The sequence below is a fragment of the Geobacillus sp. genome, from assembly GCF_017515625.1.
Lineage (GTDB): Bacteria > Bacillota > Bacilli > Bacillales > Anoxybacillaceae > Geobacillus > Geobacillus stearothermophilus.
Map to the genome: position 1 here is coordinate 1 of NZ_JAFWFM010000080.1, position 23711 is coordinate 23711.

Here is a 23711-nt window from a genome sequence, read left to right on the forward strand (position 1 = left end):
ATGCTGGGAAACCCAATCGTGTCGAGACTTCGACTCCATTTCGAATGTTCACCTATTAGGTGAAGAACCCCGAGTGCAATATTTTGTTGATTGATCCAGTTTTCTTGGCAGCTTTGAACGCGTCTTTATCACGGATTCAGGGAAAGAACAGATCGCCGCCGAGCGGGAGCGGGTGTTTCGGTCGCTGCCTGCCGGGCGGTATGACGTCTCGCCATCGGTCGTGAACTTTTATTTGTTGCGTCCGTGTTCAGGACGGACAGAGGAGCTGTTTTTTCATTTGTTGAAGGAAGGGGTTGTGCCGCGCCATACGATGAATTTCCCGGGGCTTGACGGCCGCTACATCCGGCTCGCCGTCAAAACGCAGGTGGAGAATGACCGGCTGCTTGAGGCGCTTGAGAGGTGGGATGGATGATCGTGTTTGTGAGCGGCGCGGTGCGCAGCGGCAAAAGTGAAGCGGCAGAGGTGTGCGCCATCCGGCTGGCCGCTGGCGAGACGCTTCATTATGTTGCCACCGCCCGGGCTGCCGATGTGGAAATGGAAGAGCGCATTCGCCGCCATCAAGAGCGGCGCATGGGGATGACGGCGCCTTGGGTGGTGTGGGAAGCGCCGGAAGGGCCTGATCAGTTGTTGGCTGCACTTCGTCCGCCTGATGTTGTCCTTCTCGACTGCTTGACTATGTGGTGGGCGAATGTGTTATTTGCCGGAGATGAATGGAAAACAGAGGAAGGAGCGTTCGCCGCTGCCCGTTGCCTGCTCGACCAAGTGCGGGCGTGGGCGGCGGCATGCCGCGCTGTTGTCATTGTGTCCAATGAGTTGTTTTCTGGCGGCGTGCCGAATGACCTCGGCACATTTCGCTACATGAAAATGCTCGGTTGGCTTCATCAATAGTTGGTCGCGGAAGCAGAAGCCGCCGCCGTGGTGGAATGCGGTATTCTTCGCGTGAAGAAAGGACGGTGGCCGCAATGAAGCGGGCATGGAATGGCTGGCTGCTGGCGCTGCAGCTGTTTACGATCATTCCCATTCAGCGTTCGATTGAATGGAATGCCCCTCATGTCCGCTGGCTTGTGCGCACAATGCCGCTGGCTGGAGCGCTGCTCGGGACGCTGGCTGCCTTGGTGTACGGCGCCTGTGCGGCGCTTTCGTTCGGTCCGCCTTCTTTTTTGGCTCTCCTTCTTCTTTGGCTTGGCATTTGGCTTGCCGGCGGGCTGCACGCCGACGGTTTTATGGACGTGAGTGATGCCTTTTTTTCGTACCGGGACGCCAAGCGGCGGCAAGAGATCATGGCCGATTCGCGCGTCGGCGCGTTCGCTGTGTTGTCGCTCATTTGTTTGTTATCGTTCCGCTGGCTGTTTTTGCATGAAGCGATCAAAGCGGGCATTTCCCCTGCCCTGTTTATTGCCATTCCACTGCTGTCGAGAGCCGGGGCTGTCTGGCTTCTTTCCGCCGGTAAGCTGGCCAAATCGACAGGAATGGCGGCCTCGCTTCGCGAATATAGTTCATGGCGCGATGCAGCATGGGCGCTGGGATTGGCATGCCTTGTGCTTTTGCTTCTTCCGGCGGCGGGCGTTCCGCCGGCGGCGGTTGTGGTGTTGGCTGCGGCGATGGCGCTTTGTTCCCTCGCGGCAAAGCCGTGGGCGGAAAAGCAGTTTGGCGGCGTGAGCGGCGATGTGCTCGGCGCGCTCATCGAAGGGGGAGAGACCGTGCTATGGGGCGTCCTTTGGCTGTTACGCTTATCCGTCATGGGATGACGGAACTGAATCGGCGCAATGCATATATCGGCTGGACGGACGCGCCGCTTTCGGCCGCGGAACATAGCAGGCTGCGCCGTTTGCGGGTCGAGTGGCCATATCCGGTCGACTGCATCGTGACAAGCGATCTTCGCCGTTGCTGGGAGACGGCGGCGCTGCTGTTTGGCAGCCGCGAGCCGGACTGGTGTACGAGCGGATGGCGCGAGCTTTTTTTTGGCGTCTGGGAAGGGAAAACGTTCGCCGAACTCAAAACGGATCTCGCGTACAACCGATGGCTCGAGTCGCCATTTTCGACGGCGCCGCCCGCCGGAGAAAGCTATGTTTCGTTTCAAGCGCGCATCAAACGGGCGCTCGCTGAGACGGTTGCGTTGGCTGAGCGGATGGGCGCCCGCCATGTGGCGATCGTCACCCACAGCGGTCCGATCCGTTTCGTGCTTGAACAATATGCGCCGGACGTTCGCCCGTTTTGGGAATGGAAGGTGCCGTTTTCCGGCGGGTATACGCTCGAATCAACGATCGAGCGTTGGAAAGGGGGAGAACGATGCATTTCGTTGTCGGCGGTGCGTTCCAAGGAAAGCGAAAATGGGTGCGGGAACGGTACGGAATAAGCGACGGTGTTCATATCGTATGGCATGACGGCTATCAGGAGCCATACGGGTGGCCGGATGGTGCCAAGACGGCGAAAACAGTTGTCTTGGATGGGCTCGAAGCCGCCATCCGCCGCCTTCCGGACCCAGAGGAATGGGAGCGGTTTTTCTGCGCTTGGAAGCAGTGGGAGGAAGGAGCGGCCGGCCGCACGGTCGTCTGGATCGGGACAGACGTAACGCAAGGCGTCGTTCCGACTGACCGGCAAGAACGGCGCTGGCGCGACGCCGTCGGCCTGTGCTATCAACGGCTTGCCGCCGTATGCCATCGCGTCGACCGGCTTTGGTGCGGGTTGGCGGAACGATTAAAATAAAGGGGAGAAGAATTATGAAATTGTATACACGGACTGGAGACAAAGGAAAAACAAGCTTAATCGGCGGGCGCGTCGATAAAGATCATTTGCGCGTCGAGGCGTATGGGACGATCGATGAGGCGAACTCGTTCATCGGCTGGGCGCTGGCTCTGCTCGCTGACGATGAACGGTTTGACGATCTTTGCGCCGAATTGCAAAAAATTCAGCATGAACTGTTTGACTGCGGCGGCGACTTGGCCATCGTCAACGGCAAGCTGCCGTATAAAGCGACCGAGGAGATGGTCGCCTTTTTGGAGCAGCGCATTGACGCCTATGTCCAAGAGGCGCCGCCGCTTGAAAAGTTTATTTTGCCGGGAGGGTCGAAGGCGGCTGCCGCGCTTCATCTGGCGCGCACGGTGATAAGAAGGGCGGAGCGCTGCATCGTTTCGTTGCAAAAAGCGGAGCCGATCAACGACGTTGTTCTGAAATATATGAACCGCCTGTCCGACTATTTGTTCGCTGCCGCCCGGGTTGTGAACGCCCGCTTAGGGGTGAAGGATGTCGAATATGAGCGGAGCGCCATTGTGTTCCGCGACAAGGAGGAGAAGCAATGAGCCGTCGCCTGGCTTGGATGGCGGTCGGAACGGTGGCGGCCGAACGGAAGCGGATCGGCGTCACGCCGGAGGGAGCGAAGTTTGCCGTCATCGGCCGCCCGCTCGTCGGCCCGGCCGTGCTGGCGCATCCTCAATGGATCGCGCCGCTTTCGCTGTTTGTTGAGCTTCTCGCCTCTCCGTCTGTTTATGAGCTCGTCCCGATCGGTTCCAAAGGCATTTACTACGAATGGATGCAACTGTCGGCCGCCAACGGCCGCCAAGGGCGGGCCTGCGCCTGCCCGTTGCCGCTCTTTGCCTCTGGTGGTCCGGCGACGTCGTTTTTGATCAGCTATGACCGGGCGGCAGAGGGCGCATTGCGGAAGCGAGCCGGCCACCTCTTTTTTTCGCTCTTTGCCGAGCGATAGCCGGTTCGCTCGGCCTTCTTCCTTTTTCGTCCAAAAAAATGGTTCCCTTTTTGCATGAGACCCGTTATCATGAAGATAATGGAATGGTTCGGCTTTGGTCCATGGAAACGAATAGGGGGAGAGACAAGATGGACCCCGTTTTTGAACAGTTGTACGAACAATATCACGATGATTTGTTTAATTTTTTATATTACATGGTGCGAAATCGAGAGCATGCCGAAGATTTAGTGCAAGAAGTGTATGTGAAAGTGCTGCGTTCGTACAAACGGTTTAAAGGGCAATGTAGTGAAAAGACGTGGCTGCTGTCCATTGCGCGCCATGTGGCGGTCGATTTTTTTCGCAAGCAAAAACGACGCCAGTGGGTGAAGGCATCGGAGTGGAGCGAGGAGCAGCTCGGCGCTGACGAGCCGATGCCGGAGGAAATCGCGATTCAAAACGAGGAAATTCAACTCATGTACCGCTGCTTGGCGCGCTGCACGGTCGACCAACAGCTTGTGCTCGTCCTCCGATTCATCCAGTCGCTGTCGATTGCTGAAACGGCGGCTGCGCTCGGCTGGACGGAAAGCAAAGTGAAAACAACGCAGCATCGCGCGTTGAAGGCGCTGAAACAACATATGGAGGAAGAGGCCGAATGGGAGGAGTGGCGGCATGAAAAAAATTTCCCTGGAATGAGCGATGCATCGAACATAGCCTTGAGCAGCTGCCCATGGTGAAAGACCGGCGCACAAAAGAAGATGTTTACGAACGGCTTCAGCGCACCCAGCGCAAGATGCGCTGGAGACGGCGTTGGCTTTCGGCGGCATCGATGGCCCTCTTTCTTGCGGTTGTTGCTGTCGGAATGAATGCGGCCGCTCCGGAGCGCGCGGAACAGCAGCAGCGATCCTCTACCGTCAAAACGCTAGGAGCCGAGAGCTCTCCCCCCCAAGTTGAGACGATAATGGCCGCTGATGCGGCGCCGGCGCAGGAAGATGCCGGCGTCATGGTGGTCGGCTTGCCTGATGCGGCAAACGGCCGGGTGGTGCCAGTGGCGGTTCCGCTCAGCGGCCGATTGGCCCCCGAAGAGCTGTTCACGGCAGCGCTGCGCGTGCTTGGGCGCTCTCCGCTGCGGGCGGCGTCCGCTTGGTTTGATGGAGTGGTCATTCAGCCGGCCGCCGGGGGGAAGGGGGAATGGATGGTGCACGTCCCGGCTCAGCACCGCGTGTTTTCGGCCAGCCGCAAAGAGCAGAAGCTGTTTGTCGACGCCCTCGTCGAAACAGCGCGACAAATGGGGGAGCGGCGCCTCCGCTTTTTCACCGGAGAGAAGGAAGGGCTTGAGTTGCCGGCGCTCGGAATGGTAAAAGCGACAAAAATCAAGGAGCGGCAACGAATGTATGATAAAAACAGCGCTTCATTCGGCTATACAGTGCTCGTTCCGGCTCCGGGCAGCGCTCGCACGTTTTCGAAGGCGCTGAAGCAGATGAAAACATCGACGATCCGCGGGCTCGAGCCGGCCATTCCGCCAGGAGTAAACGTGGAGCTGGCTAATATGGATGCGCGGCATGCGACGGTCCGGATTCAGCTGACCGCTCAGCCACATGAAGAGGACGCGGCGCGCATGGCGGAGGCTGTGCTGCTGACAGCGAAAGAGTTTGGCTTCCGTGAGGTGACGTTTGCGGCTGACGGGTTGTCGAACTTGGGCCCGTATCTGGTTGGAATGCGAATCCGCGTGCCGGCCGAGCCGAACACTCTGTTGATGGCGGCCGGCTGGTAGCCGCCGCCGTTTGCGTCGTTTTGTTACGATCTTCACTTTGTTGTTCTATCGGAGATGATATTGGCATAAGACATATATGGCGCAAAGAAGGCAAGGAGGGGTGGCAGATGGATGATCTCATGACACGGCTCTTGGCGGTCGCCGGCGTCGCGGTATGTGTCGGGCTGTTGTTTCTCGTCGGCGCGAACGGATGATTGGGTGATGATTCGCCAAACGGTTTTCCTTTCTTGCGGTGATGCGTTATAATGAAAAAAACAGCAGGAGGGGAGAAACACTGTGCTGACTGATTATCACAACCATTTGGAGCGGGGGACGCTGACGCTCGATTATTTGCGCCAGTTCACCGATGAAGCCGCGAAAAAAGGCATTCAGCATTTTGGCATTTCCGAGCATGCGTATCATTTTTACCAAACGAAAAACATTTTGTCCAACCCGTGGGTGGAGGCGCGCCGGTGCTACGATATGGCCGACTATGTCCGCTTGTTCCACGAAGCGTGGGATGCCGGAATCGACGTGAAAATGTCGATTGAAATGGATTACACTCCCGGCAAACATGAGGAAATGGCTGAGTTTATCCGCTCGTACGAGTTTGACTATGTCATCGGTTCGATCCATTGGGTCGACGATTTCGGCATCGACTTAGTCGAGTTCCGCCGTGAATGGGAACGGCGCGATTTGTATGATACATATCGCAAATACTTTGACCAAGTCGTAACGCTCGCCGAGTCGAACTTATTTGATATTATCGGCCATTTGGATTTGGTGAAAATTTTTAAATACGTTCCGGAAGATGAAGAGTTTTTGCTTGAGCAATACGACCGGGCAACGACAGCGCTCGCCAATTCGAAGACGTGCGTCGAGATCAGCACGGCCGGGCTGCGCAAGCCGGTCGGCGAGCTGTATCCCGATCCGCGGCTGCTGCAAATGTGCTATGACAAAGGCATTCCGATCGTGTTGTCCTCGGACGCGCACGTGCCGGGCGATGTCGGCGCCGACTTTGACAAGGCGGTTGAACTCGCCCGCAGCGTCGGCTATACCGAACTCATGACGTTCTCGAAAGGCGAGCGGAAAGCGGTGCCGCTCGGTTAAGCAGCTCACATTTCGCACCTTGAATAAAAATTCGAAATAAGCCCGATTTGACCGAATAAAAATTAGTTTTTTTACAATTTTTGTATAAAAATTATTTTGATGCGAATATCCGGGGTGTTTTTTTGTATATTATGCAAAGGTTGCGAAATATGAGAAGCAGAATGGACGGCGGAAACAGGCCGCCATGCACAGAAGGCAGCCATGGGCGCCTGTTGCAAGGCGCTGCGCCGCCAACGATGAAAAAAAGCAGGCTTCCCGTTTGGGAACCCTGCTTTTTTTGTTTTCGTTACGCTTCGAGCCGTTTGACGGTTTCAATATCGTCAATTTGCGCCAGCGCTTTTAATACCGCGTCATCGACTGGTTTGTCGAGCGATAGGATCATCATGGCTTTTCCGCCCGCTTCTTGGCGGCCGACTTGCATTGTGGCGATGTTGACGTTATGCGCCCCGAGCACGTTCCCGACTTTCCCGATCATCCCCGGGCGGTCGTGGTGCTGAATGTAAAGGAGATGGCCTTCCGGCGCGAAATCGATCGTGACGCCGTCAAAATGGACGATGCGGTCGCCGTAGTTCGGCACATGCGTTCCTTTGATCGTAAACGTTTTGTTCTCGCCATGGACAGTGAGCGAAATGCAGTTTGCATAGCCGTGCGTCTCATCAGAGAATTTTTCGCCGTATGTGATGCCGCGCTCTTTGGCGACCATGGCGGCGTTTACCTCATTGACGGTGGAAGCGACGCGCGGCCGCAGGAAGCCGGCAAGCAAGCTGCGAGTGATGTACGTCGTTTCCAAATCGGCGACCGTGCCGGCGTAGGTGACCGACAGCTCTTGAACCGGAATGTTCATAAACTGCGAAGCAATTAAACCGAGCTTTCGGCCTAAATGATAGAATGCTTGAATTTTCTCATAGACGTCTTTCGACAGCGCCGGCAGGTTGATCGATGATGTGACCGGCTGCCCTTCAAAAAAGTGGAGCAGCTCTTCAGCGACTTGGGTGGCGACGTTCAGTTGCGCTTCAACCGTCGACGCCCCTAAATGCGGCGTAACGATGACATTATCAAACGCCAGCAGCGGGTGGTCGCCCGGGGGCTCCTGTTCAAAGACGTCGAGAGCGACACCGGCGACATGGCCGCTTTCCAAAAACGGAATGAGCGCCTGCTCATCAATAATGCCGCCGCGAGCACAGTTGATTAAGTATACCCCTTTTTTCGTCTTCGCCAAATTTTCCGTGCCAAGCAAGCCTCTTGTTTCTTTCGTCAGCGGTGTATGAACGGTGATGATGTCGGCGACTGCCAGCACCTCATCAAGTGAATGGATGGAGACGCCGAGCTTCTCCGCCCGCTCTTTCGTCAAAAACGGGTCGAAGACGTGCACGGTCATGCCGAACGCCCGTGCCCGCTTTGCTACTTCTGATCCGATGCGGCCGAAGCCGATGATGCCCAATTTCTTGCCGAACAGCTCGTTGCCGACAAACGCCGAGCGGTTCCATTCCCGCGATTTGACAGAAATGTGCGCTTGCGGGATGCGGCGGACGAGCGCAGCCATCATGGCAAACGTATGCTCTGCGGCGGAAATCGTATTGCCGTTCGGCGCGTTAATGACGACAATGCCGCGTTTCGTCGCGGCGTCGACGTCAATGTTGTCGACGCCGACCCCGGCGCGGCCGACAATTTTCAGCTTCGGCATTTTCGCCAACAATTCTTCCGTCACTTTCGTTGCGCTGCGCACAAGCAAGGCGTCAAACGTGTGCAATTCGTCCTCCGCTTCGCTCACGTTTTTTTGAACGATGTCGATGTGCGCCGATGTGCGGAGCGGCGCCAAGCCTTCTTCGCTAATGGCGTCGGAAACGAGTACGCGAACCACAGCAGGTGCCCCTTTCTGTTTCGAAGATGTTAAATTTCTGATAATTTAACATAGCAAAGCGCTTTCTGTCAATGGAAAGCGAAGAAGTCATACCAATGACAACGCTTTCTGTTTTGGGGAATGTTCGTGTTTCCAAAAGAAAACCGCCCATATCCAAAGATATAGGCGGGATTGTTCGGAAATAGCTGAGGTTCGCATTGGAAGTACAACGTTTTAGGCGATTATTTTTTGTTTTGTTCGTTGTAGCGGGCGATGCACTCATCGATCAGTTTTGCCGCAGCTTCCGGCCCTTCCCATGTGCCGATTTCCGTCCGCTTGCCTTGCAAGTCTTTGTACCGTTCAAAGAAGTGGGCGATTTCTTTCAGCTTGTGCTGCGGCAGGTCTTCAATCGAGCGGACTTCATCAAAGCGCGGGTCTTCGACTGGCACGCCGATGAGCTTCGCGTCCTCCTCACCGCTGTCGACCATGTTCAAAAAGCCGATGACACGCGTATCGATGACGCAGCCCGGGAATGTCGGATTCGTTGTGATGACCAAAATGTCGAGCGGGTCGCCATCGAGCGCCAGCGTATTTTGCAAGTAGCCGTACTCAGCCGGGTAAAACATCGGGGAGTACAAGACGCGGTCGAGTTTGAAAACGCCCCGCTCTTTGTCGAACTCGTATTTGTTTTGGCTGCCGGTTGGAATTTCGATAAACGCTTCGACAATTTTATTTTCGAATGCCACAACCCGTTCCTCCTTTTTTGGTTGTTATGTACGCATGAAAACTCGCCCGCCGGCGCCCAGGGCGGGCAAGACAATCGTAGTGTAGCATGTTCCCTTGCGGCGCGCCACTTGTCAAATGGCATTTTTTCACGCTTTCGTCAAAAAACCCTCTTGCTGATTCGGCAAGAGGGGAGATTTCAGTCGAATTTATTTGGATCGCCGTCAAACGGCTCGTCAGCGACTTTGATCGACTCGGTCGGGCAGCCTTCAAACGCATCCATCATATCGTCGATTAAAATGTCCGGAACTTCGACAATCCCTTGGTTGTCGTCAAGCGTGACGTAGGCAATGCCGTCCTCGTCATAATCGTAAATATCCGGAGCTGCCGCGCCGCATGCTCCGCAGGCAATACATGTTTCTTTATCGACAATCGTATACTTTGGCATAAAAATCGAACCTCCCCAATTTTTTTGGAAACGGACGGGTCATCTCCGTGTTACCTGCTCGGAAATGAACTTTTCACTTTTTTATAATAAGACCGTTCGCCCCGCTTTTCAACTAAAAAAATCGCTCTCCTGTATTTTTACACATATGTCCCTTGTTTATTTTTGTTCCAAAATCGTTTTTTCATTGCAAACGGCTTGTGCGATTTTTGTTACAATAGAGGCGGGGAGGAATCAAAGATGCGGCACGGTTACGCCTCGTTTTTGCTTGCCCACTGCTTGCGCCGCCTAAACGGTGAACGGACGCTGGCAGCGGTGTACCATTTGTTGTCTGGAAAAAAATCAGCCCAGACGCTGCAAGACTGCAAATGTTTTCAACTTGCGCCGTTTTTCGGCACATGGAAAGACGTGACGATGGACCGATTGGAGGAGGCGGCCCTCGTGCTCGTTCGGAAGCAGCGGGCCGCGCCCGTCCATGATCGGACATATATATTGACGGAAAAAGGGCGGCATTGGCTCGATGAACAGGCGGCATCGTTCCCCCGCTATGTGAACGGCTGGCGCTACCATGAGGTCGAGCCGCTTTTTTGGCAGCGGCTGTCGCTCATTGGGCAGACGCTGTCCAACCTCTCCCATGGACAGCGTTTTATCCCCATTTGCCGCGACGAGCGGACGCTGTTATGGGTGAAGCAGTATTTGCTGGGCAAGGGATCGCGCCAAACGTTGGCGCGGGCGCTTTATGACGAGCTCATCCGGCTGCTTGCGGCTGTTTCTGAAGAAGCGGCGACGGTGTTTGCGCTCCGGCAGACAAGCGCCCGCCGCATCGGCTGGACGGCGGAGCAAATTGCCGCTTGGCTGCAAAAGGATGTGCTGTATGTGCAGTTTCAGTTTCGCAACGCGCTTCATTATATGATGGCTGAAGCCGAAGCCGGGCGCGCCCCGGTGATGGCCGAGCTGATGGCCGGGCTGGCGCCGGTGCAGCTGACACAATCGGCGCAAAAAACGTACGAATGGCTGCAAAAAGGAAAGACGATCGACGAAATCGCCGCCCTTCGGCGCTTGAAAAAAAGTACAATCGAGGATCATGTCGTCGAGTTGGCCGCCAATGTGCCCGATTTTTCGATCGACCCGTTTGTCGCCGCTGAAAGGGCGGCGGCGATCCAGGCCGCGGCGCGGGCGCTCGGGACGCGCAAGCTGAAGCGTATTCGCGAGGCGCTTGGCGGAATAGCGAGTTATTTTGAAATTCGGCTCGTGTTGGCAAAGGAAGTGGGACGTTGGATGAATTAACGAAAACATTGCATGAGCGGTTCGGGCACGCGTCGTTTCGGCCCGGACAGCGCGATGTGATCGAAGACGTGCTCAGCGGGCGCGATGTGCTGGCGATGCTGCCGACTGGAAGCGGCAAATCGCTTTGCTATCAGCTGCCGGCGTATTTCCTCCCGGGGAGCGTGCTCATTGTCTCGCCGCTCGTCTCCTTAATGGAAGATCAAGTCGAGCAGCTGCGCCGGCGCGGTGAAAAGCGCGTTGTCGCGTTCCATAGTTTGCTCGATGCGGAAGAAAAATGGCAAGCCCTCGCCTCGCTTCCAGATTTTCTCTTTATTTATGCCTCACCGGAAATGCTGCAATCTGAAACGTTTTTGGCGGCGCTCCGGCGCGCTCGTGTTTCGTTGTTTGTCGTCGATGAGGCGCATTGCATTTCACAGTGGGGTTATGATTTTCGCCCGGACTTTTTGAAGCTCGGAGCGGTCCGCCATGCGCTCGGTTCGCCGCCGTGTCTGGCGCTGACGGCGACGGCTACGCCGGAAGTGCAGGAGGACATCATCCGCACGCTCGGGATGGAGCGGACGCGCCGCCATATTTATTCCGTCGACCGCCCGAACATCGCCTTGGCGGTGGAACATTGCTTATCGGTTGAGGACAAAGCTGCGCGCTTGGCCGAATGCGCGAAACGGCTCCGAGGACCGGGGATCGTGTACTTTTCAAGCCGGCAGTGGGCTGAAGAAATGGCGCGCCGGCTAGCGCAAAACGGGGCGGGTCGGGTCGCCTATTACCACGCCGGCATGGATGGGGAACAACGGCTGCTTGTGCAGCAGCAGTTTTTATATGACGAGCTCGACATCGTTTGTTGCACAAGCGCGTTCGGCATGGGGGTGGACAAAGGAAACGTCCGTTTTGTGCTTCACTTTCATATGCCGGCCCAGCTTGAGGCGTATGTGCAGGAAATCGGGCGCGCCGGGCGTGATGGGGCGCCAAGCCTTGCGGTATTGTTTTACGCGGACGGCGACCGGGCGATCGCCCAGGCGGTCGCCGAAGCGGAGCTTCCCGACTCGACTGCGCTCCGCGAGTGGTGCCGGCGGCTGCCGGAAGACGCCGTCGGCGGTGGATGGCGCGCTATGGTTGATGCCGGCGGATTTACGGACATACAAAAACGGCTGTTGGCGTACTTTTTAGAATGGGGACAAACAGCGGCGCCCGAACAGCTGACGGCCGCGGCGAAGGAGCGGCTGTATGAACGGATGGCCGCTGCCATCGAGGCGCGGCGGCGTTGGAAGCGAAAAAAATTGCGCGAAATGGAGGAATGGGTGCACGCCTCTTCATGCCGGCGCGCGGCGATTGTCCGCGCGTTCGGGGAGGAGCTATCGGACAAACCGGATGCTTGCTGCGACAACTGCGGCCTGGAGACGGACCGTTTCATGGCGGACGGCCGCCGTCCCGAGCCGGCGCCCGTCCGGCCTTGGCGCGAGGAGCTATGGCATATGTTTTTTGGCGGGAGGCGGCGCGATGAGGCGGCAAAGTGAACAAATCAAACAGATGACAGACCGCGAAGTGCTCATCCATCTTTATATCACGCAAGGGTTGCTGCTGCTTTTGGCCGGCGGCAGCTCGCTGTTTTTATTTGCTCGGGAGGAGTGGCGTCGGCTTTGGCAGTTTGAGCTGCGCGATGTGCTCGTGTACGGAGCCGGCGGGGCGGCGTTCGTGCTCGCTGCTGAGTTTTTGGCGATGCGCTATTTGCCGGACGATTGGCATGATGACGGCGGCGTCAATGAAAAAATATTCCGCGGCCGCTCGATTCCGCATCTCTTTTTTTTATGTGCGCTCATTGCGGTGACGGAAGAATGGCTGTTTCGCGGCATTGTGCAGACGCATTGGGGGCTATGGGCGGCAAGCGCCATTTTTGCCGTGCTGCACGTCCGGTATTTGGAAAAATGGTTTTTGTTTATGGTCGTCGTGCTGCTCAGTCTCTTTCTCGGCGTCCTTTACGAGCATACTGACAGCTTATGGGCCGCCATCACCGCTCACTTTTTGATCGATTTTGTGCTTGCCTTACATGTTCGGTTCAAACGGGGGGCAGAGGAAGAAAGGGAGTGAAGCGATGGAAGAGGCATCGGGGCGCCTGGCGCGGAAAAAACTCCCGGCGTCAAGCGCGGGGGCGCCGCCATCGCGCCTAAAACGGCGGCGGCAAAAAGAGGAGCAAAAACGAAAATACATTCCCATCCGTTTGCTCGCGTTTTTGTTTTTAACGCTGCCGGCTGCGGTGACGGCTGTTTACTATGCCCAGTCAAAGCCTGGAACGATCACAGTCGTCCGCCATGAAGAAAGCGGCAGCCGGGAGACGGTGCGCATTATTCAAGAAGATGGCGCGAAGGCGGAACAAACATCAGAGCCGAAGCGCGCCGCGGGTGACGGGGCAAAAAGCGAATCCGACGCGCAGACCATCACCCATGTGGTGGCGGCGAATGAAACGCTCTATAGCATTGCGATGAAATATTACGGAACGCCTGCCGCCATGGAGATCATCAAAAAAGAAAACGGCTTGTCAACGAGCCGGCTCGAGCCGGGGCAAACGCTGCGCATTCCGTTCCCCGCTCAGACGGAATAAGCGGTTGCGCCCGCCGGCCGAAAAAATGGCCGCGCGCGTTCCCCTTTGTTCTAATCTGTCTGTTGCCCGCATATGATGGACAATAGAATACGGACAAGGGGAGAGCGCCATGACCCGGTTTCCGGATGAATTTTCCCTCGATGAAGTGACAAAAGAAATGTTGCTTGCCGTCATTGAAAAAAAGAAAAAATGGGAGCGGCTTGAAAAGCGGTCGACGCTTTTGCAGGCGGCCGCGTTGGCCGGCTTGGCCGCGTTCCTTCTTTATATCATTGCCAACGCTGCAGCGATCACGGCGTGGAGTGAACGATTCGCCTGGTTTTTTGCCGCCCCGGCCCACCTTTTCATCTTGCTCCTGTTATGTACGGTGTATTGGCTGGCTGTTTATTATTATAAAGGAAAAAGTGAAAAGGCGGAAGACGACTTTCATGCCCTCCGTTGCGAAATTATCCAGAAAAGCATCGATTTATGGAAAAATGAAGAACAATGGAATGGGCGTCACCGGCTGTTTGAATGGCTGAAGCGGGAGTACGACATCAACCTATATTATGAAAACGGCTGAATGGGAGCCCATCCAGCTGTGCTTTGTTTAGAATATTTTTTTCTGGTTGCGCTCTTCTTTCAAAATTTCCACTGCTTCGCGGAATCGCTGCGCATGAATGATTTCCCGCTCGCGCAAAAAGCGGAGCCCATCGTTTAAATCCGGATCGTCGCTCATGTTGATGATCCATTGGTAGGTGGCGCGCGCTTTCTCTTCAGCGGCGATGTCTTCGTACAAGTCGGTGATGGGGTCGCCTTTTGCTTGAATATACGTCGCCGTAAACGGGTTGCCGGCGGCGTTATGGTAAAAGAGGGCGCGCTCATGATCGACGTAATGAGGCTCAAGGCCGGCTTCTTTCAGCTGCTCCGGCGTCGCGTCTTTCGTCAGTTTGTACACCATTGTCGCGATCATTTCCAAATGAGCGAGTTCTTCGGTGCCGATGTCGTTAAGCAGCCCGATCACTTTCGGGGGCAGCGTATAACGCTGGTTTAGGTAACGGAGCGCCGCCGCCAGCTCTCCGTCCGCCCCGCCGTACTGTTCGATTAAATACTTCGCCAATCGCGGGTTGCACGTGCTGACGCGAACCGGGTATTGCAGTTTTTTTTCATAAATCCACATGATCCGTTCCTCCTTGCGTTCGTGATGAATCAGCTACACTTGCCAAGGCCAAGGCGCGTCGTCCCAGTTCCACGGGTAGTTCGAATAGCTATGGCCGAACTGCTCAAGCGGGCCATAGGCGGCTTCAAACTGTTTTTTCAGCTGCTTCCGTTTTTGCGCGAGCTGGTTAAACTGTTGAATGGCTTGATAATCGTTCGGGTGGGTGTCCAAATAAAGCGTCAGCTCGACGAGGGCAAAATCGACGGCTTGCAGCTCCTCAAGCTGCTCGTAATACTCCTTGGGCATTTGTTTCATGAACCATCACCTCTTTTCCCTTCGTAAGGGCTGTAGTAAGGATCGTAAAACACTTGCCAGAGCGTTCCTTTCATCAACGCCTCGCGCAGCGGAAACTGCGGCAAATTCGGCGGTTGGAAGCCGACATACAAGTTGGGCGCGGTGACGTACGTTTTGACGCGGATCGGCGGGCACGGGTCAAACGGGCTGATGTACGGCTCATATTGTTTGCGCGTCGTAAACATAAAACCCCCCCTTTTTTGGCAAAGTTCAGTCTATATGTATGATGGAGCCATGTCGTTCATGCCTGTTTGCCATGACGAATAATGAGGATCGGGCTAAGGAGGAAACCATGGGCCGTCTATCGATGACCGCCATGGCCGCTGTTTTGTGCACGTATTTGTTTTTTCGCTGGCTGCCGCCGCTCGAGCCGTTCTCGCTGGAGCGGTTTTTGACCGATTTGCTGTTTGCCCCGCTGCGGACATGGCTTGCGCTCGTTTGCTTTTGGTTCGGGACGGCTGCCAACGGGGCGCTCATCCGCGCGGCAGTCGGCGGGATGGTGCGTCTGTTGTCCGGCCGGCGGTTTCGTGTCGGGGAATGGGTGGCTAGTTTGGCGGCGCTCGGCCATTTTTATTGGGCGTTTCGGTTTCATTGGCCGCTGGCGGCGCTTTTTTTTGTTTTTTCCTTTTTTTATGGTATGATGACGATGAGAGACCGCCGGTTGACCAAAGATGATCGGCTTTAGCAGGAGGAAGTATGATCATCGGGGGAATGATCACGAGTTTTCTTGTTTTGCTTGGTTATATGTGGAAAGAAGCGCACAGCAACTGGGTTCGTCACGTGATCCTGTCGTTTCCTCATTTTCCCGATCATTGGCCGCCGCTTACGATTTTTTTTATTTCTGATATTCATCGGCGGATCGTTTCGTCACGCATGCTTGAGGAAGTAAGGGGAAAAGCGGATCTTGTCGTGATTGGCGGGGATTTGGCCGAAAGAGGGGTGCCCGAAGCGCGCGTCCGTGAAAATGTGCGTCGGTTGCGCGAGGTCGCTCCTGTTTATTTTGTTTGGGGAAACAATGATGACGAAGTCGACTACGATCTTCAATCAGTGTTTGAGGAAGAGCGCGTCCACGTGCTCAAAAACAAAGCGAAAGTATGGGAGCACGGCGGTGTGCCGGTCGCGCTCATCGGCGTCGGCGATGTAAGCCGAAAGGAGGCGGATATCGATCGGGCGCTCGAACACGTTCCGCCTCAATCATTTCGTATATTAGCCTGCCATAACCCAGCGATCGTCGCTCGCCTAAGAGAGGAGCAGCACATTTCACTCGTGCTGAGCGGCCATACGCATGGAGGACAAATTCGCTTCTTTTCCATTGGGTTGTATGAAAAAGGAGGGCTCAAATGGCAGGGCAGCACGGCGGTGTTAACGAGTAACGGCTACGGGACGACCGGGGTGCCGCTTCGCCTCGGAGCGCCGGCAGAGACTCATCTCATCACGATTGTGCCCGGAAAACCGACACCTGAGAAAAAATGCTTGTCTAAAACCGGGAAAACGATGTAAACTCATTAATAACAATAAACACAATAAACGAACCAATTGCCGATTGCGTCATACAATAACGGTAAGAGATGGCTCTGTAGGTAAGGAGGGGTGTCGATGCGTCTTGAGCGCTTGACCCACAACAAAATTAAAATTTTCTTGACGTTTGACGATTTGCTGGACCGCGGGTTGACGAAAGACGATTTGTGGAAGGACACGTTTAAAGTCCATCAGCTGTTCCGCGATATGATCGAGGAAGCGAGCGAAGAGCTCGGCTTTGAGGTGAACGGATCGATCGCGGTCGAAGTCTACTCTTTACCGGCACAGGGCATGGTCGTTATCGTCACGAATGAAGGCGACTACGACGACATGGAAGAAGAATTCGCCGACGATTACATTGAGATGCAGGTAACGCTCGATGAGAGCGATGACATATTTTACGAATTCCAAGCGTTCGAAGATGTCATCCAGCTCGCTCATCGCCTGCATGCGGTCGGCTGCCTCGACGGCACGCTTTATTCGTATCAAGGCCGCTTTTACTTGCACGTTGCCGAGGAACCGCCGATTCCGCTCGACAACTTTGTCGCCTTGCTGGCCGAGTTTGGCAACCCAGCCACGATAACGATACACCGTGTGCAAGAATATGGAAAACAGTTGATCGAACGGCGCGCCATTGCGCAGCTCGTTCACTATTTTCGGGCCAACTAGGGCGTAGCCAAGACTCCTTTATATGGACAAGGAGTCTATTTTTTCGCGCGAAAGGCTTCCATAAAGCGGTTTGCGCGTTTCATCATTTTTCCTTTGCAGACGCCGACAGAAGGTGTATACTATGACATGGAAGGCGACAAACTATTATAGCGAGCTTGTAGGAGGTTTACGTATGGCAGCCGATAAGCATACGGAGGAGAAGGGGCAACAAGACGACGTGCTGGCGTCGACACAAATTGTTATACATAGAGCGTTGGAAAAGCTCGGCTATCCGGAAGAGGTGTATGAGCTCTTGAAAGAGCCGATCCGCGTGCTGACCGTTCGCATTCCGGTGCGCATGGATGACGGATCGGTGAAAATTTTTACCGGCTACCGGGCGCAGCATAACGATGCCGTCGGCCCGACGAAAGGCGGGGTGCGCTTCCATCCAGACGTCACCGAGCGCGAAGTGAAAGCGCTGTCGATTTGGATGAGCTTAAAGTGCGGCATCGTCGACTTGCCGTATGGCGGCGGCAAAGGCGGGATCGTCTGCGACCCGCGCACGATGTCGTTCCGCGAACTGGAGCGTTTAAGCCGCGGCTACGTGCGCGCTATCAGCCAAATCGTAGGGCCGACAAAAGACATTCCGGCGCCGGATGTGTTTACAAACTCGCAAATTATGGCGTGGATGATGGATGAGTACAGCCGCATCCGCGAGTTCGATTCGCCGGGCTTCATCACCGGGAAACCGCTTGTCCTCGGCGGTTCGCATGGCCGGGAAACGGCGACGGCCAAAGGAGTGACGATTTGCATTCGTGAAGCGGCGAAAAAACGCGGCCTGTCGCTCGAAGGCGCGCGCGTCGTCGTCCAAGGGTTCGGCAACGCCGGCAGCTATTTGGCCAAATTTTTGCACGACGCCGGAGCGAAAGTCGTCGGCATTTCTGATGTGTACGGCGCGCTGTACGATCCGAACGGCCTTGACATCGACTATCTGCTCGAACGGCGCGACAGCTTTGGCACGGTGACGAAGCTGTTTAAAAATACGATTTCGAACAAAGAGCTTCTTGAGCTCGATTGCGATATTTTAGTGCCGGCGGCCATCGAAAACCAAATTACGGCTGAAAACGCCCCGCGCATTAAGGCGAGCATCGTCGTCGAGGCGGCGAACGGGCCGACGACGCTCGAGGCGACGGAAATTTTGACGCAACGTGGCATTTTGCTCGTCCCGGACGTGCTGGCGAGCGCCGGCGGCGTGACGGTGTCGTATTTCGAATGGGTGCAAAACAACCAAGGGTACTATTGGACGGAAGAAGAAGTGGAACAGCGGCTTGAAAAAGTGATGGTCAAAGCGTTCAATAACGTGTATGAAATGGCGCAGACGCGCCGCGTCGACATGCGCCTTGCCGCTTACATGGTCGGCGTTCGCAAAATGGCGGAAGCGTGCCGATTCCGCGGCTGGGTGTGAGGCGAGCAAGCAAGTGATGTTTGCAAGCTTTCGCGAAATCCCCTATCATAAGATAGGGGATTTTTTGCTTCGTGCGAGGTGACAAAAACATGAGGAAAGAAACAATCATCATCGTCGGCGGCGGACCGTGCGGGCTGGCGGCGGCGATTGCCTTGCAAGACGCCGGGTTTTCGCCGCTTGTAATCGAAAAAGGGAACATCGTCCATTCGATTTACCGTTTTCCGACGCATCAGACGTTTTTCAGTACGAGCGACCGGCTCGAGATCGGCGGGGTGCCGTTTATTACAGAAAACCGGAAGCCGACGCGAAATCAAGCGCTCGCTTATTACCGGGAAGTCGTGGTTCGCAAGCAAGTGCGCGTCAATGCTTTTGAAGAAGTGAAAACCGTCAAGCCGCAGGAAGACGGAGCATTTCTGATTGAAACGACAAAAAGGACGTACCGCGCGCAGTACGTCGTCATCGCCACCGGCTATTACGACCATCCGAACTATATGAACGTGCCGGGGGAAGAGCTGCCGAAAGTGATGCATTACTTTAAAGAAGCGCATCCGTACTTCAACACGGACTGTGTTGTCATCGGCGGCAAAAACTCGAGCGTCGATGCGGCGATGGAGCTCGTCAAAGCCGGGGCGCGCGTGACGGTTCTCTACCGGGGCGGGGAATATTCCAAAAGCATTAAGCCGTGGATTTTGCCGGAATTTGACGCCCTTGTGAAAAAAGGCGTCATTCGCATGGAATTTCATGCCCATGTGAAAGAGATCACGGAAGATGCGGTCATTTACGAAGTGAACGGGGAGACGAAAACGATCAAAAATGATTTCGTGTTCGCTATGACCGGCTACCATCCGGACCATCGCTTTTTAATGAACATCGGCGTCGGCGTCGATCCGGACAGCGGCCGGCCGCACTACGACCCGGAAACGATGGAAACGAACGTCCCAGGGGTGTTTATCGCCGGGGTGATTGCGGCCGGCAATAATGCGAACGAAATTTTTATTGAAAACGGCCGTTTCCATGGGGACGCTATCGCCGCCTGCATCGCCCGGCGCGAGCGGGAAGCGGCGGCCCGAAAGCCGCTATACTTGCATCCGCACGGCGGAAACGGGCGCTGTGATGGAAAACGGGAAAGTGAGGGGGACGAATGTGGCTGAACGGAAAGTTGTGCTGCTGACGACTGGCGGCACGATTGCCAGCAAACGAAATGAGCGCTCCGGCCGCCTAAAGGCCGGGGCATTGAGCGGCGAAGAGCTCGCTTCGCTCTGCCATTTGCCAAAGGAAATTGAAGTGGTGGTTGAGAGCGTGTTTCAGCTCCCGAGCATGCATTTGACGTTTTCGCATTGGCTTGAATTGAAAAGGCGGATTGAGGCGCATTTCGCCGATTCGTCTGTGGATGGCATCGTCGCCACCCACGGGACGGACGCGCTCGAGGAAACAGCGTATTTTCTTGATTTGACCATTGACGATCCGCGGACGATCGTCGTCACCGGCTCGCAGCGAGCTCCGTTTGATTTAGGGAGCGATGTGTATATCAACATCCGCCATGCCATTTATGCCGCGTGCGCTGAAACGCTGCGCGGGGCGGGGACGGTTGTCGTATTCAACGAGCGCATTTTTGCTGCGAAATATGTGAAAAAGGAGCATGCTTCCAACATTCAAGGGTTCAACGCATTCGGGTTCGGCTATTTGGGCATTATCGACAACGATGAAGTGTACGTGTACCAAAAGCCGATCCGGCGCGAGCATTTCCGGCTCGTGCATCCGCTTCCGCCTGTCGACATTGTGAAATGTTACGTGGAGGCGGACGGCAAGTTTATTAAAGCGGCCCGGGAAAGCGGCGTCGCCGGAATCGTGCTTGAAGGAGTCGGCCGCGGGCAAGTGGCGCCGAACATGGTGGATGAAATCGTCAAGGCCGTCAACGACGGGATTAAGGTCGTGGTGACGACGAGCGCTGAGGAGGGGGCGGTGTATACAACGTACGATTACGTGGGAAGCGCCTATGATTTGCATAAAAAAGGGGTCATTCTCGGTAGCGACTATGACGCGAAAAAAGCGCGCATCAAGCTCGCCGTCGCTCTCGCCGCCGGCGCCGCCGTTGACGGCTTGTTCGCCTATTAGGTCGGCGGGCCGCTTGGCAATTTCGTCTTTTTCATCGCTCTGTTTCGTGGTACGATAGAGATAAACCGACAAAGAAACGGGGATCGGCATGTTTTCGTTGATTTCTGCCGGCGTCGCCCCCGGGGTGGCGCTGCTTAGCTATTTTTATTTAAAGGACGAGTATGAGGCCGAGCCGCTCTCCTTTGTGCTGCGCATGTTTTTTTTCGGCGCCTTGCTCGTTTTTCCGATTATGTTTATTGAGTATGTGCTCGCTGCCGAAGGGATCGTCTCCTCGCCGGCTGCCGAGGCGTTTTTCTCGGCGGCGCTGCTTGAGGAGTTCGTCAAATGGTTTGTCGTCTATTTTTTTGTCTACGACCATGACGAATTTGATGAGCCGTATGACGGCATTGTGTACAGCGCCAGCGTTTCGCTCGGATTTGCGACGCTCGAAAACATTTTGTATTTGCTCGCCAACGGAGTGGACACGGTAATCGCCCGGGCGCTCTTGCCGGTCTCAAGCCATGCCCTGTTTGCCGTCATTATGGGGTTTTATTTTGGCAAAGCCAAATTTGCCGGCCGAAAGCGCCGCTATTATTTATGGGCGTCGTTTTTGCTGCCGTTTTTCCTTCACGGCGTTTACGACTGGATTCTGCTCGCCCAAAAGCAGTGGGGGTATTACATGGGGCCGTTCATGCTCATCTTATGGTGGGTGGCGTTGCGCAAAGTGAAACAAGCGAAAGAATCCGTCCGCGTTGAGAAGATGCCATCCGTGAAAAGCCAGGCGTAACATGCTTGGCTTTTTTTGTTTTTTCTGCATAAAAAGGAGAAGTTGAAGAAAAATAGGGGTAAAAACGGCGATGGTTGACGGGAGGTTTGCATATGACAAGGAAATTGGTCATGCTCATGTTGATCGGCCTGATGACATGGATGCATCCGGCCGGCCATGCGGCTGCTTTTTCCCCGCAGGTGATTCAGCGTGGCGCGGTTGGCGACGATGTCATTGAATTGCAGGCGCGGCTGCAGTATCTCGGCTTTTACAACGGAAAGATTGACGGCGTGTTCGGCTGGCACACGTATTGGGCGCTGCGCAACTTTCAATACGAATACGGGCTGCCGGTCGATGGTCTGGCCGGCGCCGAGACGAAACGAAAGCTCGTGAACGCATCGAAATATTACGAGTCGTTTGTGAAAGAGCAAATCCGTCAAGGAAACGAGTTCACCCATTACGGCGGCATTCCGCTCAGCCAGCAGGTGAAAAAGCGCGGCGGAGGCGGCAGGCGAACGGTGAAAACGACAGCATCCAATGTGCCGAAAGGGTTTTCGCAAAATGACATTCGACTCATGGCGAATGCTGTCTACGGCGAGGCGCGCGGTGAGCCGTACATCGGGCAAGTAGCCGTCGCGGCCGTCATTTTGAATCGGATCGAACACCCGTCGTTTCCGGACACGGTTGCCGGGGTGATCTTTCAGCCTGGGGCGTTCACCGCAGTGGCCGACGGACAAATTTGGCTGACGCCGAACGAAACGGCGAAAAAAGCGGTGCTCGATGCCATCAACGGCTGGGACCCGACCGACGGGGCCATTTACTACTTTAATCCGGCGACGGCGACAAGCGCTTGGATTTGGAGCCGGCCGCAAATCAAGCGAATTGGAAACCATATTTTTTGCAAATAAAAGGAGGGAGACGAGATGGTGCGAAACTTACTGATTGCAGCGCTTGTCGTCGCTGTCGTCGGCACTGGTTACTGGGGCTACCGCGAGCATCAAGAGAAAAATGCGATCTTGATTCATACGGAGAACAACTATCAGCGCGCCTTTCACGATCTGGCCTATCAAATTGACTTGCTTCACGATAAACTGGGCGCCACGCTGGCGATGAACTCGCATGCGTCATTGTCGCCGGCGCTCGCTGAAATATGGAAAATTGCCTCGGAAGCCCATTCCGATGTCGGCCAGCTGCCGCTGTCGCTTTTGCCGTTTAACAAAACGCAAGAATTTTTGTCGCAAATCGGTGAATTCACCTACCGGACCGCAGTGCGTGATTTGCAAGAGGAGCCGTTGACAAAAGAAGAGTATAAGACGCTGCAAGGGCTGTATAAAAGTGCCGGGGCGATCCGCCAAGAGCTGCGCAATGTGCAGCATTTAGTCTTGGAAAACAATTTGCGCTGGATGGACGTCGAACTGGCGCTGGCAACGAACGATCAAAAAGAAGACAACATTATCATTGACGGCTTCAAAGCGGTTGAAAAAAATGTTGATACGTTCTCAAGTTCGTCCGAGTTTGGTCCGTCATTCATCGGCCTGGCCAACGAGGAAAAAGGATTCGTCCGCGCGAAGGGCCGCCCGGTTTCCAAAGATGAAGCAAAGCGGATCGCACGCGATTTTCTCGGCTTGAAAGGAACGGAGAAGATCAAGGTGACGAAAAGCGGCAAAGGGGCCGACGAACGCTTTTACAGTTTGACGATTCACGATCCGAAAACAAAAGGCGATATTTACATGGATATAACGAAAAACGGCGGCTATCCGATTTGGGTGTTAAACAGCCGGCCGGTTGGCAAACCGACGATCAGCCTGCATGAGGCGACCAACCGCGGAATGGCGTTTTTGAAGCGGCACAAATTCACCGGGTTTGAGCTGTATGACAGCACACAGTACGATAACGTCGCCGTGCTCACGTTTGTGAAAAGCGAAAACGGCGTCCGCATCTACCCGGAAGCGATCCAAATGAAAGTGGCGCTTGACAACGGCCATGTCGTCGGCTTTACGGCGCGCGACTATTTGTCGTCGTCCATCCCGCGCCCGCTGCCGAAACCGGCGATCACTGCCGAAGAAGTGAAGAAAAAGTTGAATCCGCATCTAAAGGTAATGGAACAGCGCCAGGCGGTCATTATGAACGACTTGCAAAAGCCAGTGCTTTGCTACGAGTTTTTAGGGACGCTCGGTGATGATACGTATCAGCTGTTTATGAACGCGTCAACCGGCATAGAGGAAAAAGTGGAAAAGCTTGAAAGCGTCGAACCGAATTACGAATGAAAACAGAGGGAGGCCTGAGACCATGGCTTCCTTT

At 55.1% G+C, this 23711-nt stretch carries 27 protein-coding genes and 3 pseudogenes; 24 read left to right on the forward strand and 6 right to left on the reverse strand.

The features are described from left to right. Positions 1–142: 142 nt before the first annotated feature. The 10 genes and pseudogenes from IKE44_RS05030 to IKE44_RS05075 all read left to right on the forward strand — a co-directional run. Positions 143–412: pseudogene (locus IKE44_RS05030) on the forward strand (threonine-phosphate decarboxylase CobD); the annotation flags it as partial. Beyond that, positions 409–966, forward strand: a pseudogene (locus tag IKE44_RS05035) (bifunctional adenosylcobinamide kinase/adenosylcobinamide-phosphate guanylyltransferase). The pseudogenes IKE44_RS05030 and IKE44_RS05035, both read left to right, overlap by 4 nt. Next, positions 963–1748, forward strand: a complete 786-nt coding sequence (locus IKE44_RS05040) for an adenosylcobinamide-GDP ribazoletransferase (RefSeq protein WP_033013965.1) — start codon at positions 963–965, stop codon at positions 1746–1748. Before IKE44_RS05035 ends, IKE44_RS05040 begins: the two are co-directional and overlap by 4 nt. After that, entirely contained in the window at positions 1706–2356 is a 651-nt protein-coding gene (locus tag IKE44_RS05045; RefSeq protein WP_033013966.1) for a histidine phosphatase family protein, read from the forward strand. Before IKE44_RS05040 ends, IKE44_RS05045 begins: the two co-directional genes overlap by 43 nt. Continuing rightward, positions 2290–2706, forward strand: a complete 417-nt coding sequence (locus IKE44_RS05050) for a bifunctional adenosylcobinamide kinase/adenosylcobinamide-phosphate guanylyltransferase (RefSeq protein WP_033013967.1) — start codon at positions 2290–2292, stop codon at positions 2704–2706. The genes IKE44_RS05045 and IKE44_RS05050 overlap by 67 nt, the downstream gene beginning before the upstream one ends. A gap of 14 nt (positions 2707–2720) precedes the next feature. Continuing rightward, complete coding sequence (locus tag IKE44_RS05055; RefSeq protein WP_049624477.1) at positions 2721–3299, forward strand: cob(I)yrinic acid a,c-diamide adenosyltransferase; 579 nt, start codon at positions 2721–2723, stop codon at positions 3297–3299. Next, positions 3296–3703 (forward strand): hypothetical protein, encoded by a 408-nt coding sequence (locus IKE44_RS05060; protein ID WP_233434052.1) that lies wholly within the window; start codon positions 3296–3298, stop codon positions 3701–3703. Before IKE44_RS05055 ends, IKE44_RS05060 begins: the two co-directional genes overlap by 4 nt. A gap of 128 nt (positions 3704–3831) precedes the next feature. Then, a complete protein-coding gene (gene sigX, locus IKE44_RS05065; protein ID WP_049624478.1) occupies positions 3832–4416 on the forward strand; it encodes an RNA polymerase sigma factor SigX in 585 nt (194 codons plus the stop codon). Further along, a complete protein-coding gene (locus IKE44_RS05070; protein WP_049624479.1) occupies positions 4410–5453 on the forward strand; it encodes a hypothetical protein in 1044 nt (347 codons plus the stop codon). The genes sigX and IKE44_RS05070 overlap by 7 nt, the downstream gene beginning before the upstream one ends. 276 nt (positions 5454–5729) lie before the next feature. Further along, positions 5730–6542, forward strand: a complete 813-nt coding sequence (locus IKE44_RS05075; protein WP_033013970.1) for a histidinol-phosphatase — start codon at positions 5730–5732, stop codon at positions 6540–6542. A gap of 286 nt (positions 6543–6828) precedes the next feature. On the opposite strand, the gene serA is transcribed toward IKE44_RS05075, so the two are convergent. From serA to IKE44_RS05090, 3 genes are all read right to left on the reverse strand, one after another. Continuing rightward, positions 6829–8403 (reverse strand): phosphoglycerate dehydrogenase, encoded by a 1575-nt coding sequence (gene serA / locus IKE44_RS05080; RefSeq protein WP_287465202.1) that lies wholly within the window; start codon positions 8401–8403, stop codon positions 6829–6831. Positions 8404–8624: 221 nt separating this feature from the next. Beyond that, entirely contained in the window at positions 8625–9128 is a 504-nt protein-coding gene (locus tag IKE44_RS05085) for an inorganic diphosphatase (protein WP_020754674.1), read from the reverse strand. 176 nt (positions 9129–9304) lie between these two features. Beyond that, a complete protein-coding gene (locus tag IKE44_RS05090) occupies positions 9305–9553 on the reverse strand; it encodes a ferredoxin (RefSeq protein WP_008879661.1) in 249 nt (82 codons plus the stop codon). Between the two features lie 237 nt (positions 9554–9790). Between IKE44_RS05090 and IKE44_RS05095 the strand changes: the two genes are divergently transcribed. From IKE44_RS05095 to IKE44_RS05115, 5 genes are all read left to right on the forward strand, one after another. Then, positions 9791–10837 (forward strand): YpbB family protein, encoded by a 1047-nt coding sequence (locus IKE44_RS05095; protein ID WP_287465203.1) that lies wholly within the window; start codon positions 9791–9793, stop codon positions 10835–10837. Beyond that, positions 10825–12348: a RecQ family ATP-dependent DNA helicase gene (locus IKE44_RS05100; protein ID WP_033013973.1), complete on the forward strand. Its 1524-nt coding sequence runs from the start codon at positions 10825–10827 to the stop codon at positions 12346–12348. Before IKE44_RS05095 ends, IKE44_RS05100 begins: the two co-directional genes overlap by 13 nt. Next, positions 12332–12919, forward strand: coding sequence for a CPBP family intramembrane glutamic endopeptidase (locus IKE44_RS05105; protein ID WP_049626686.1), 588 nt, complete (start codon positions 12332–12334; stop codon positions 12917–12919). The genes IKE44_RS05100 and IKE44_RS05105 overlap by 17 nt, the downstream gene beginning before the upstream one ends. A gap of 4 nt (positions 12920–12923) precedes the next feature. Beyond that, positions 12924–13430, forward strand: coding sequence for a LysM peptidoglycan-binding domain-containing protein (locus IKE44_RS05110; protein ID WP_064213412.1), 507 nt, complete (start codon positions 12924–12926; stop codon positions 13428–13430). 109 nt (positions 13431–13539) lie between these two features. Then, a complete protein-coding gene (locus IKE44_RS05115) occupies positions 13540–13989 on the forward strand; it encodes a YpbF family protein (protein ID WP_121649940.1) in 450 nt (149 codons plus the stop codon). Positions 13990–14016: 27 nt separating this feature from the next. Here the strand turns inward: IKE44_RS05115 and IKE44_RS05120 are convergent, their stop codons facing one another. The 3 genes from IKE44_RS05120 to IKE44_RS05130 are packed head-to-tail and all read right to left on the reverse strand — an operon-like array spanning position 14017 to position 15104. After that, positions 14017–14586: a manganese catalase family protein gene (locus IKE44_RS05120; protein ID WP_033010523.1), complete on the reverse strand. Its 570-nt coding sequence runs from the start codon at positions 14584–14586 to the stop codon at positions 14017–14019. 33 nt (positions 14587–14619) lie between these two features. Beyond that, positions 14620–14880, reverse strand: a complete 261-nt coding sequence (locus IKE44_RS05125) for a spore coat protein CotJB (protein ID WP_031408620.1) — start codon at positions 14878–14880, stop codon at positions 14620–14622. Then, complete coding sequence (locus IKE44_RS05130) at positions 14877–15104, reverse strand: spore coat associated protein CotJA (RefSeq protein WP_033013978.1); 228 nt, start codon at positions 15102–15104, stop codon at positions 14877–14879. Before IKE44_RS05130 ends, IKE44_RS05125 begins: the two co-directional genes overlap by 4 nt. 107 nt (positions 15105–15211) lie before the next feature. On the opposite strand from IKE44_RS05130, the gene IKE44_RS05135 reads away from it, so the two are divergent. From IKE44_RS05135 to ypeB, 9 genes and pseudogenes are all read left to right on the forward strand, one after another. Next, entirely contained in the window at positions 15212–15604 is a 393-nt protein-coding gene (locus IKE44_RS05135; protein WP_033013979.1) for a hypothetical protein, read from the forward strand. A gap of 11 nt (positions 15605–15615) precedes the next feature. After that, positions 15616–16419 carry a metallophosphoesterase gene (locus IKE44_RS05140; protein WP_049624483.1) on the forward strand — a complete coding sequence of 268 codons (804 nt, stop codon included), beginning with the start codon at positions 15616–15618 and terminating at the stop codon, positions 16417–16419. Between the two features lie 96 nt (positions 16420–16515). Then, on the forward strand, positions 16516–17106 hold the full coding sequence (locus IKE44_RS05145) for a genetic competence negative regulator (RefSeq protein WP_033013981.1): 591 nt from the start codon (positions 16516–16518) through the stop codon (positions 17104–17106). Positions 17107–17278: 172 nt separating this feature from the next. Continuing rightward, positions 17279–18550, forward strand: a complete 1272-nt coding sequence (locus tag IKE44_RS05150; protein ID WP_033013982.1) for a Glu/Leu/Phe/Val family dehydrogenase — start codon at positions 17279–17281, stop codon at positions 18548–18550. 89 nt (positions 18551–18639) lie between these two features. Continuing rightward, positions 18640–19623: pseudogene (locus tag IKE44_RS05155) on the forward strand (YpdA family putative bacillithiol disulfide reductase); the annotation flags it as partial. A 70-nt stretch (positions 19624–19693) separates the two neighbouring features. Then, positions 19694–20665 (forward strand): asparaginase, encoded by a 972-nt coding sequence (locus tag IKE44_RS05160; RefSeq protein WP_287465206.1) that lies wholly within the window; start codon positions 19694–19696, stop codon positions 20663–20665. A gap of 88 nt (positions 20666–20753) precedes the next feature. Further along, positions 20754–21431, forward strand: coding sequence for a glutamic-type intramembrane protease PrsW (gene prsW, locus IKE44_RS05165; RefSeq protein WP_033013984.1), 678 nt, complete (start codon positions 20754–20756; stop codon positions 21429–21431). A 92-nt stretch (positions 21432–21523) separates the two neighbouring features. Then, positions 21524–22318 (forward strand): spore cortex-lytic enzyme, encoded by a 795-nt coding sequence (gene sleB, locus IKE44_RS05170; RefSeq protein ID WP_287465207.1) that lies wholly within the window; start codon positions 21524–21526, stop codon positions 22316–22318. 15 nt (positions 22319–22333) lie between these two features. Further along, the gene (ypeB, locus tag IKE44_RS05175) at positions 22334–23677 is read left to right on the forward strand and encodes a germination protein YpeB (protein WP_287465208.1); all 1344 of its coding nucleotides are present in this window, start codon (positions 22334–22336) and stop codon (positions 23675–23677) included. The last annotated feature ends 34 nt before the right edge of the window (positions 23678–23711 follow it).

What these genes read in the sequence shown, in the direction of transcription:
- IKE44_RS05040 (WP_033013965.1), top strand. Translation starts at nt 963, where the DNA reads ATGAAGCGGGCATGGAATGGCTGGCTGCTGGCGCTGCAGCTGTTTACG.
- IKE44_RS05045 (WP_033013966.1), top strand. Translation starts at nt 1,706, where the DNA reads ATGGGGCGTCCTTTGGCTGTTACGCTTATCCGTCATGGGATGACGGAA.
- IKE44_RS05050 (WP_033013967.1), top strand. Translation starts at nt 2,290, where the DNA reads ATGCATTTCGTTGTCGGCGGTGCGTTCCAAGGAAAGCGAAAATGGGTG.
- IKE44_RS05055 (WP_049624477.1), top strand. Translation starts at nt 2,721, where the DNA reads ATGAAATTGTATACACGGACTGGAGACAAAGGAAAAACAAGCTTAATC.
- IKE44_RS05060 (WP_233434052.1), top strand. Translation starts at nt 3,296, where the DNA reads ATGAGCCGTCGCCTGGCTTGGATGGCGGTCGGAACGGTGGCGGCCGAA.
- sigX (WP_049624478.1), top strand. Translation starts at nt 3,832, where the DNA reads ATGGACCCCGTTTTTGAACAGTTGTACGAACAATATCACGATGATTTG.
- IKE44_RS05070 (WP_049624479.1), top strand. Translation starts at nt 4,410, where the DNA reads ATGGTGAAAGACCGGCGCACAAAAGAAGATGTTTACGAACGGCTTCAG.
- IKE44_RS05090 (WP_008879661.1), bottom strand. Translation starts at nt 9,553, where the DNA reads ATGCCAAAGTATACGATTGTCGATAAAGAAACATGTATTGCCTGCGGA.
- IKE44_RS05095 (WP_287465203.1), top strand. Translation starts at nt 9,791, where the DNA reads ATGCGGCACGGTTACGCCTCGTTTTTGCTTGCCCACTGCTTGCGCCGC.
- IKE44_RS05105 (WP_049626686.1), top strand. Translation starts at nt 12,332, where the DNA reads ATGAGGCGGCAAAGTGAACAAATCAAACAGATGACAGACCGCGAAGTG.
- IKE44_RS05110 (WP_064213412.1), top strand. Translation starts at nt 12,924, where the DNA reads ATGGAAGAGGCATCGGGGCGCCTGGCGCGGAAAAAACTCCCGGCGTCA.
- IKE44_RS05115 (WP_121649940.1), top strand. Translation starts at nt 13,540, where the DNA reads ATGACCCGGTTTCCGGATGAATTTTCCCTCGATGAAGTGACAAAAGAA.
- IKE44_RS05120 (WP_033010523.1), bottom strand. Translation starts at nt 14,586, where the DNA reads ATGTGGATTTATGAAAAAAAACTGCAATACCCGGTTCGCGTCAGCACG.
- IKE44_RS05125 (WP_031408620.1), bottom strand. Translation starts at nt 14,880, where the DNA reads ATGAAACAAATGCCCAAGGAGTATTACGAGCAGCTTGAGGAGCTGCAA.
- IKE44_RS05130 (WP_033013978.1), bottom strand. Translation starts at nt 15,104, where the DNA reads ATGTTTACGACGCGCAAACAATATGAGCCGTACATCAGCCCGTTTGAC.
- IKE44_RS05135 (WP_033013979.1), top strand. Translation starts at nt 15,212, where the DNA reads ATGGGCCGTCTATCGATGACCGCCATGGCCGCTGTTTTGTGCACGTAT.
- IKE44_RS05140 (WP_049624483.1), top strand. Translation starts at nt 15,616, where the DNA reads ATGATCATCGGGGGAATGATCACGAGTTTTCTTGTTTTGCTTGGTTAT.
- IKE44_RS05145 (WP_033013981.1), top strand. Translation starts at nt 16,516, where the DNA reads ATGCGTCTTGAGCGCTTGACCCACAACAAAATTAAAATTTTCTTGACG.
- IKE44_RS05150 (WP_033013982.1), top strand. Translation starts at nt 17,279, where the DNA reads ATGGCAGCCGATAAGCATACGGAGGAGAAGGGGCAACAAGACGACGTG.
- prsW (WP_033013984.1), top strand. Translation starts at nt 20,754, where the DNA reads ATGTTTTCGTTGATTTCTGCCGGCGTCGCCCCCGGGGTGGCGCTGCTT.
- sleB (WP_287465207.1), top strand. Translation starts at nt 21,524, where the DNA reads ATGACAAGGAAATTGGTCATGCTCATGTTGATCGGCCTGATGACATGG.
- ypeB (WP_287465208.1), top strand. Translation starts at nt 22,334, where the DNA reads ATGGTGCGAAACTTACTGATTGCAGCGCTTGTCGTCGCTGTCGTCGGC.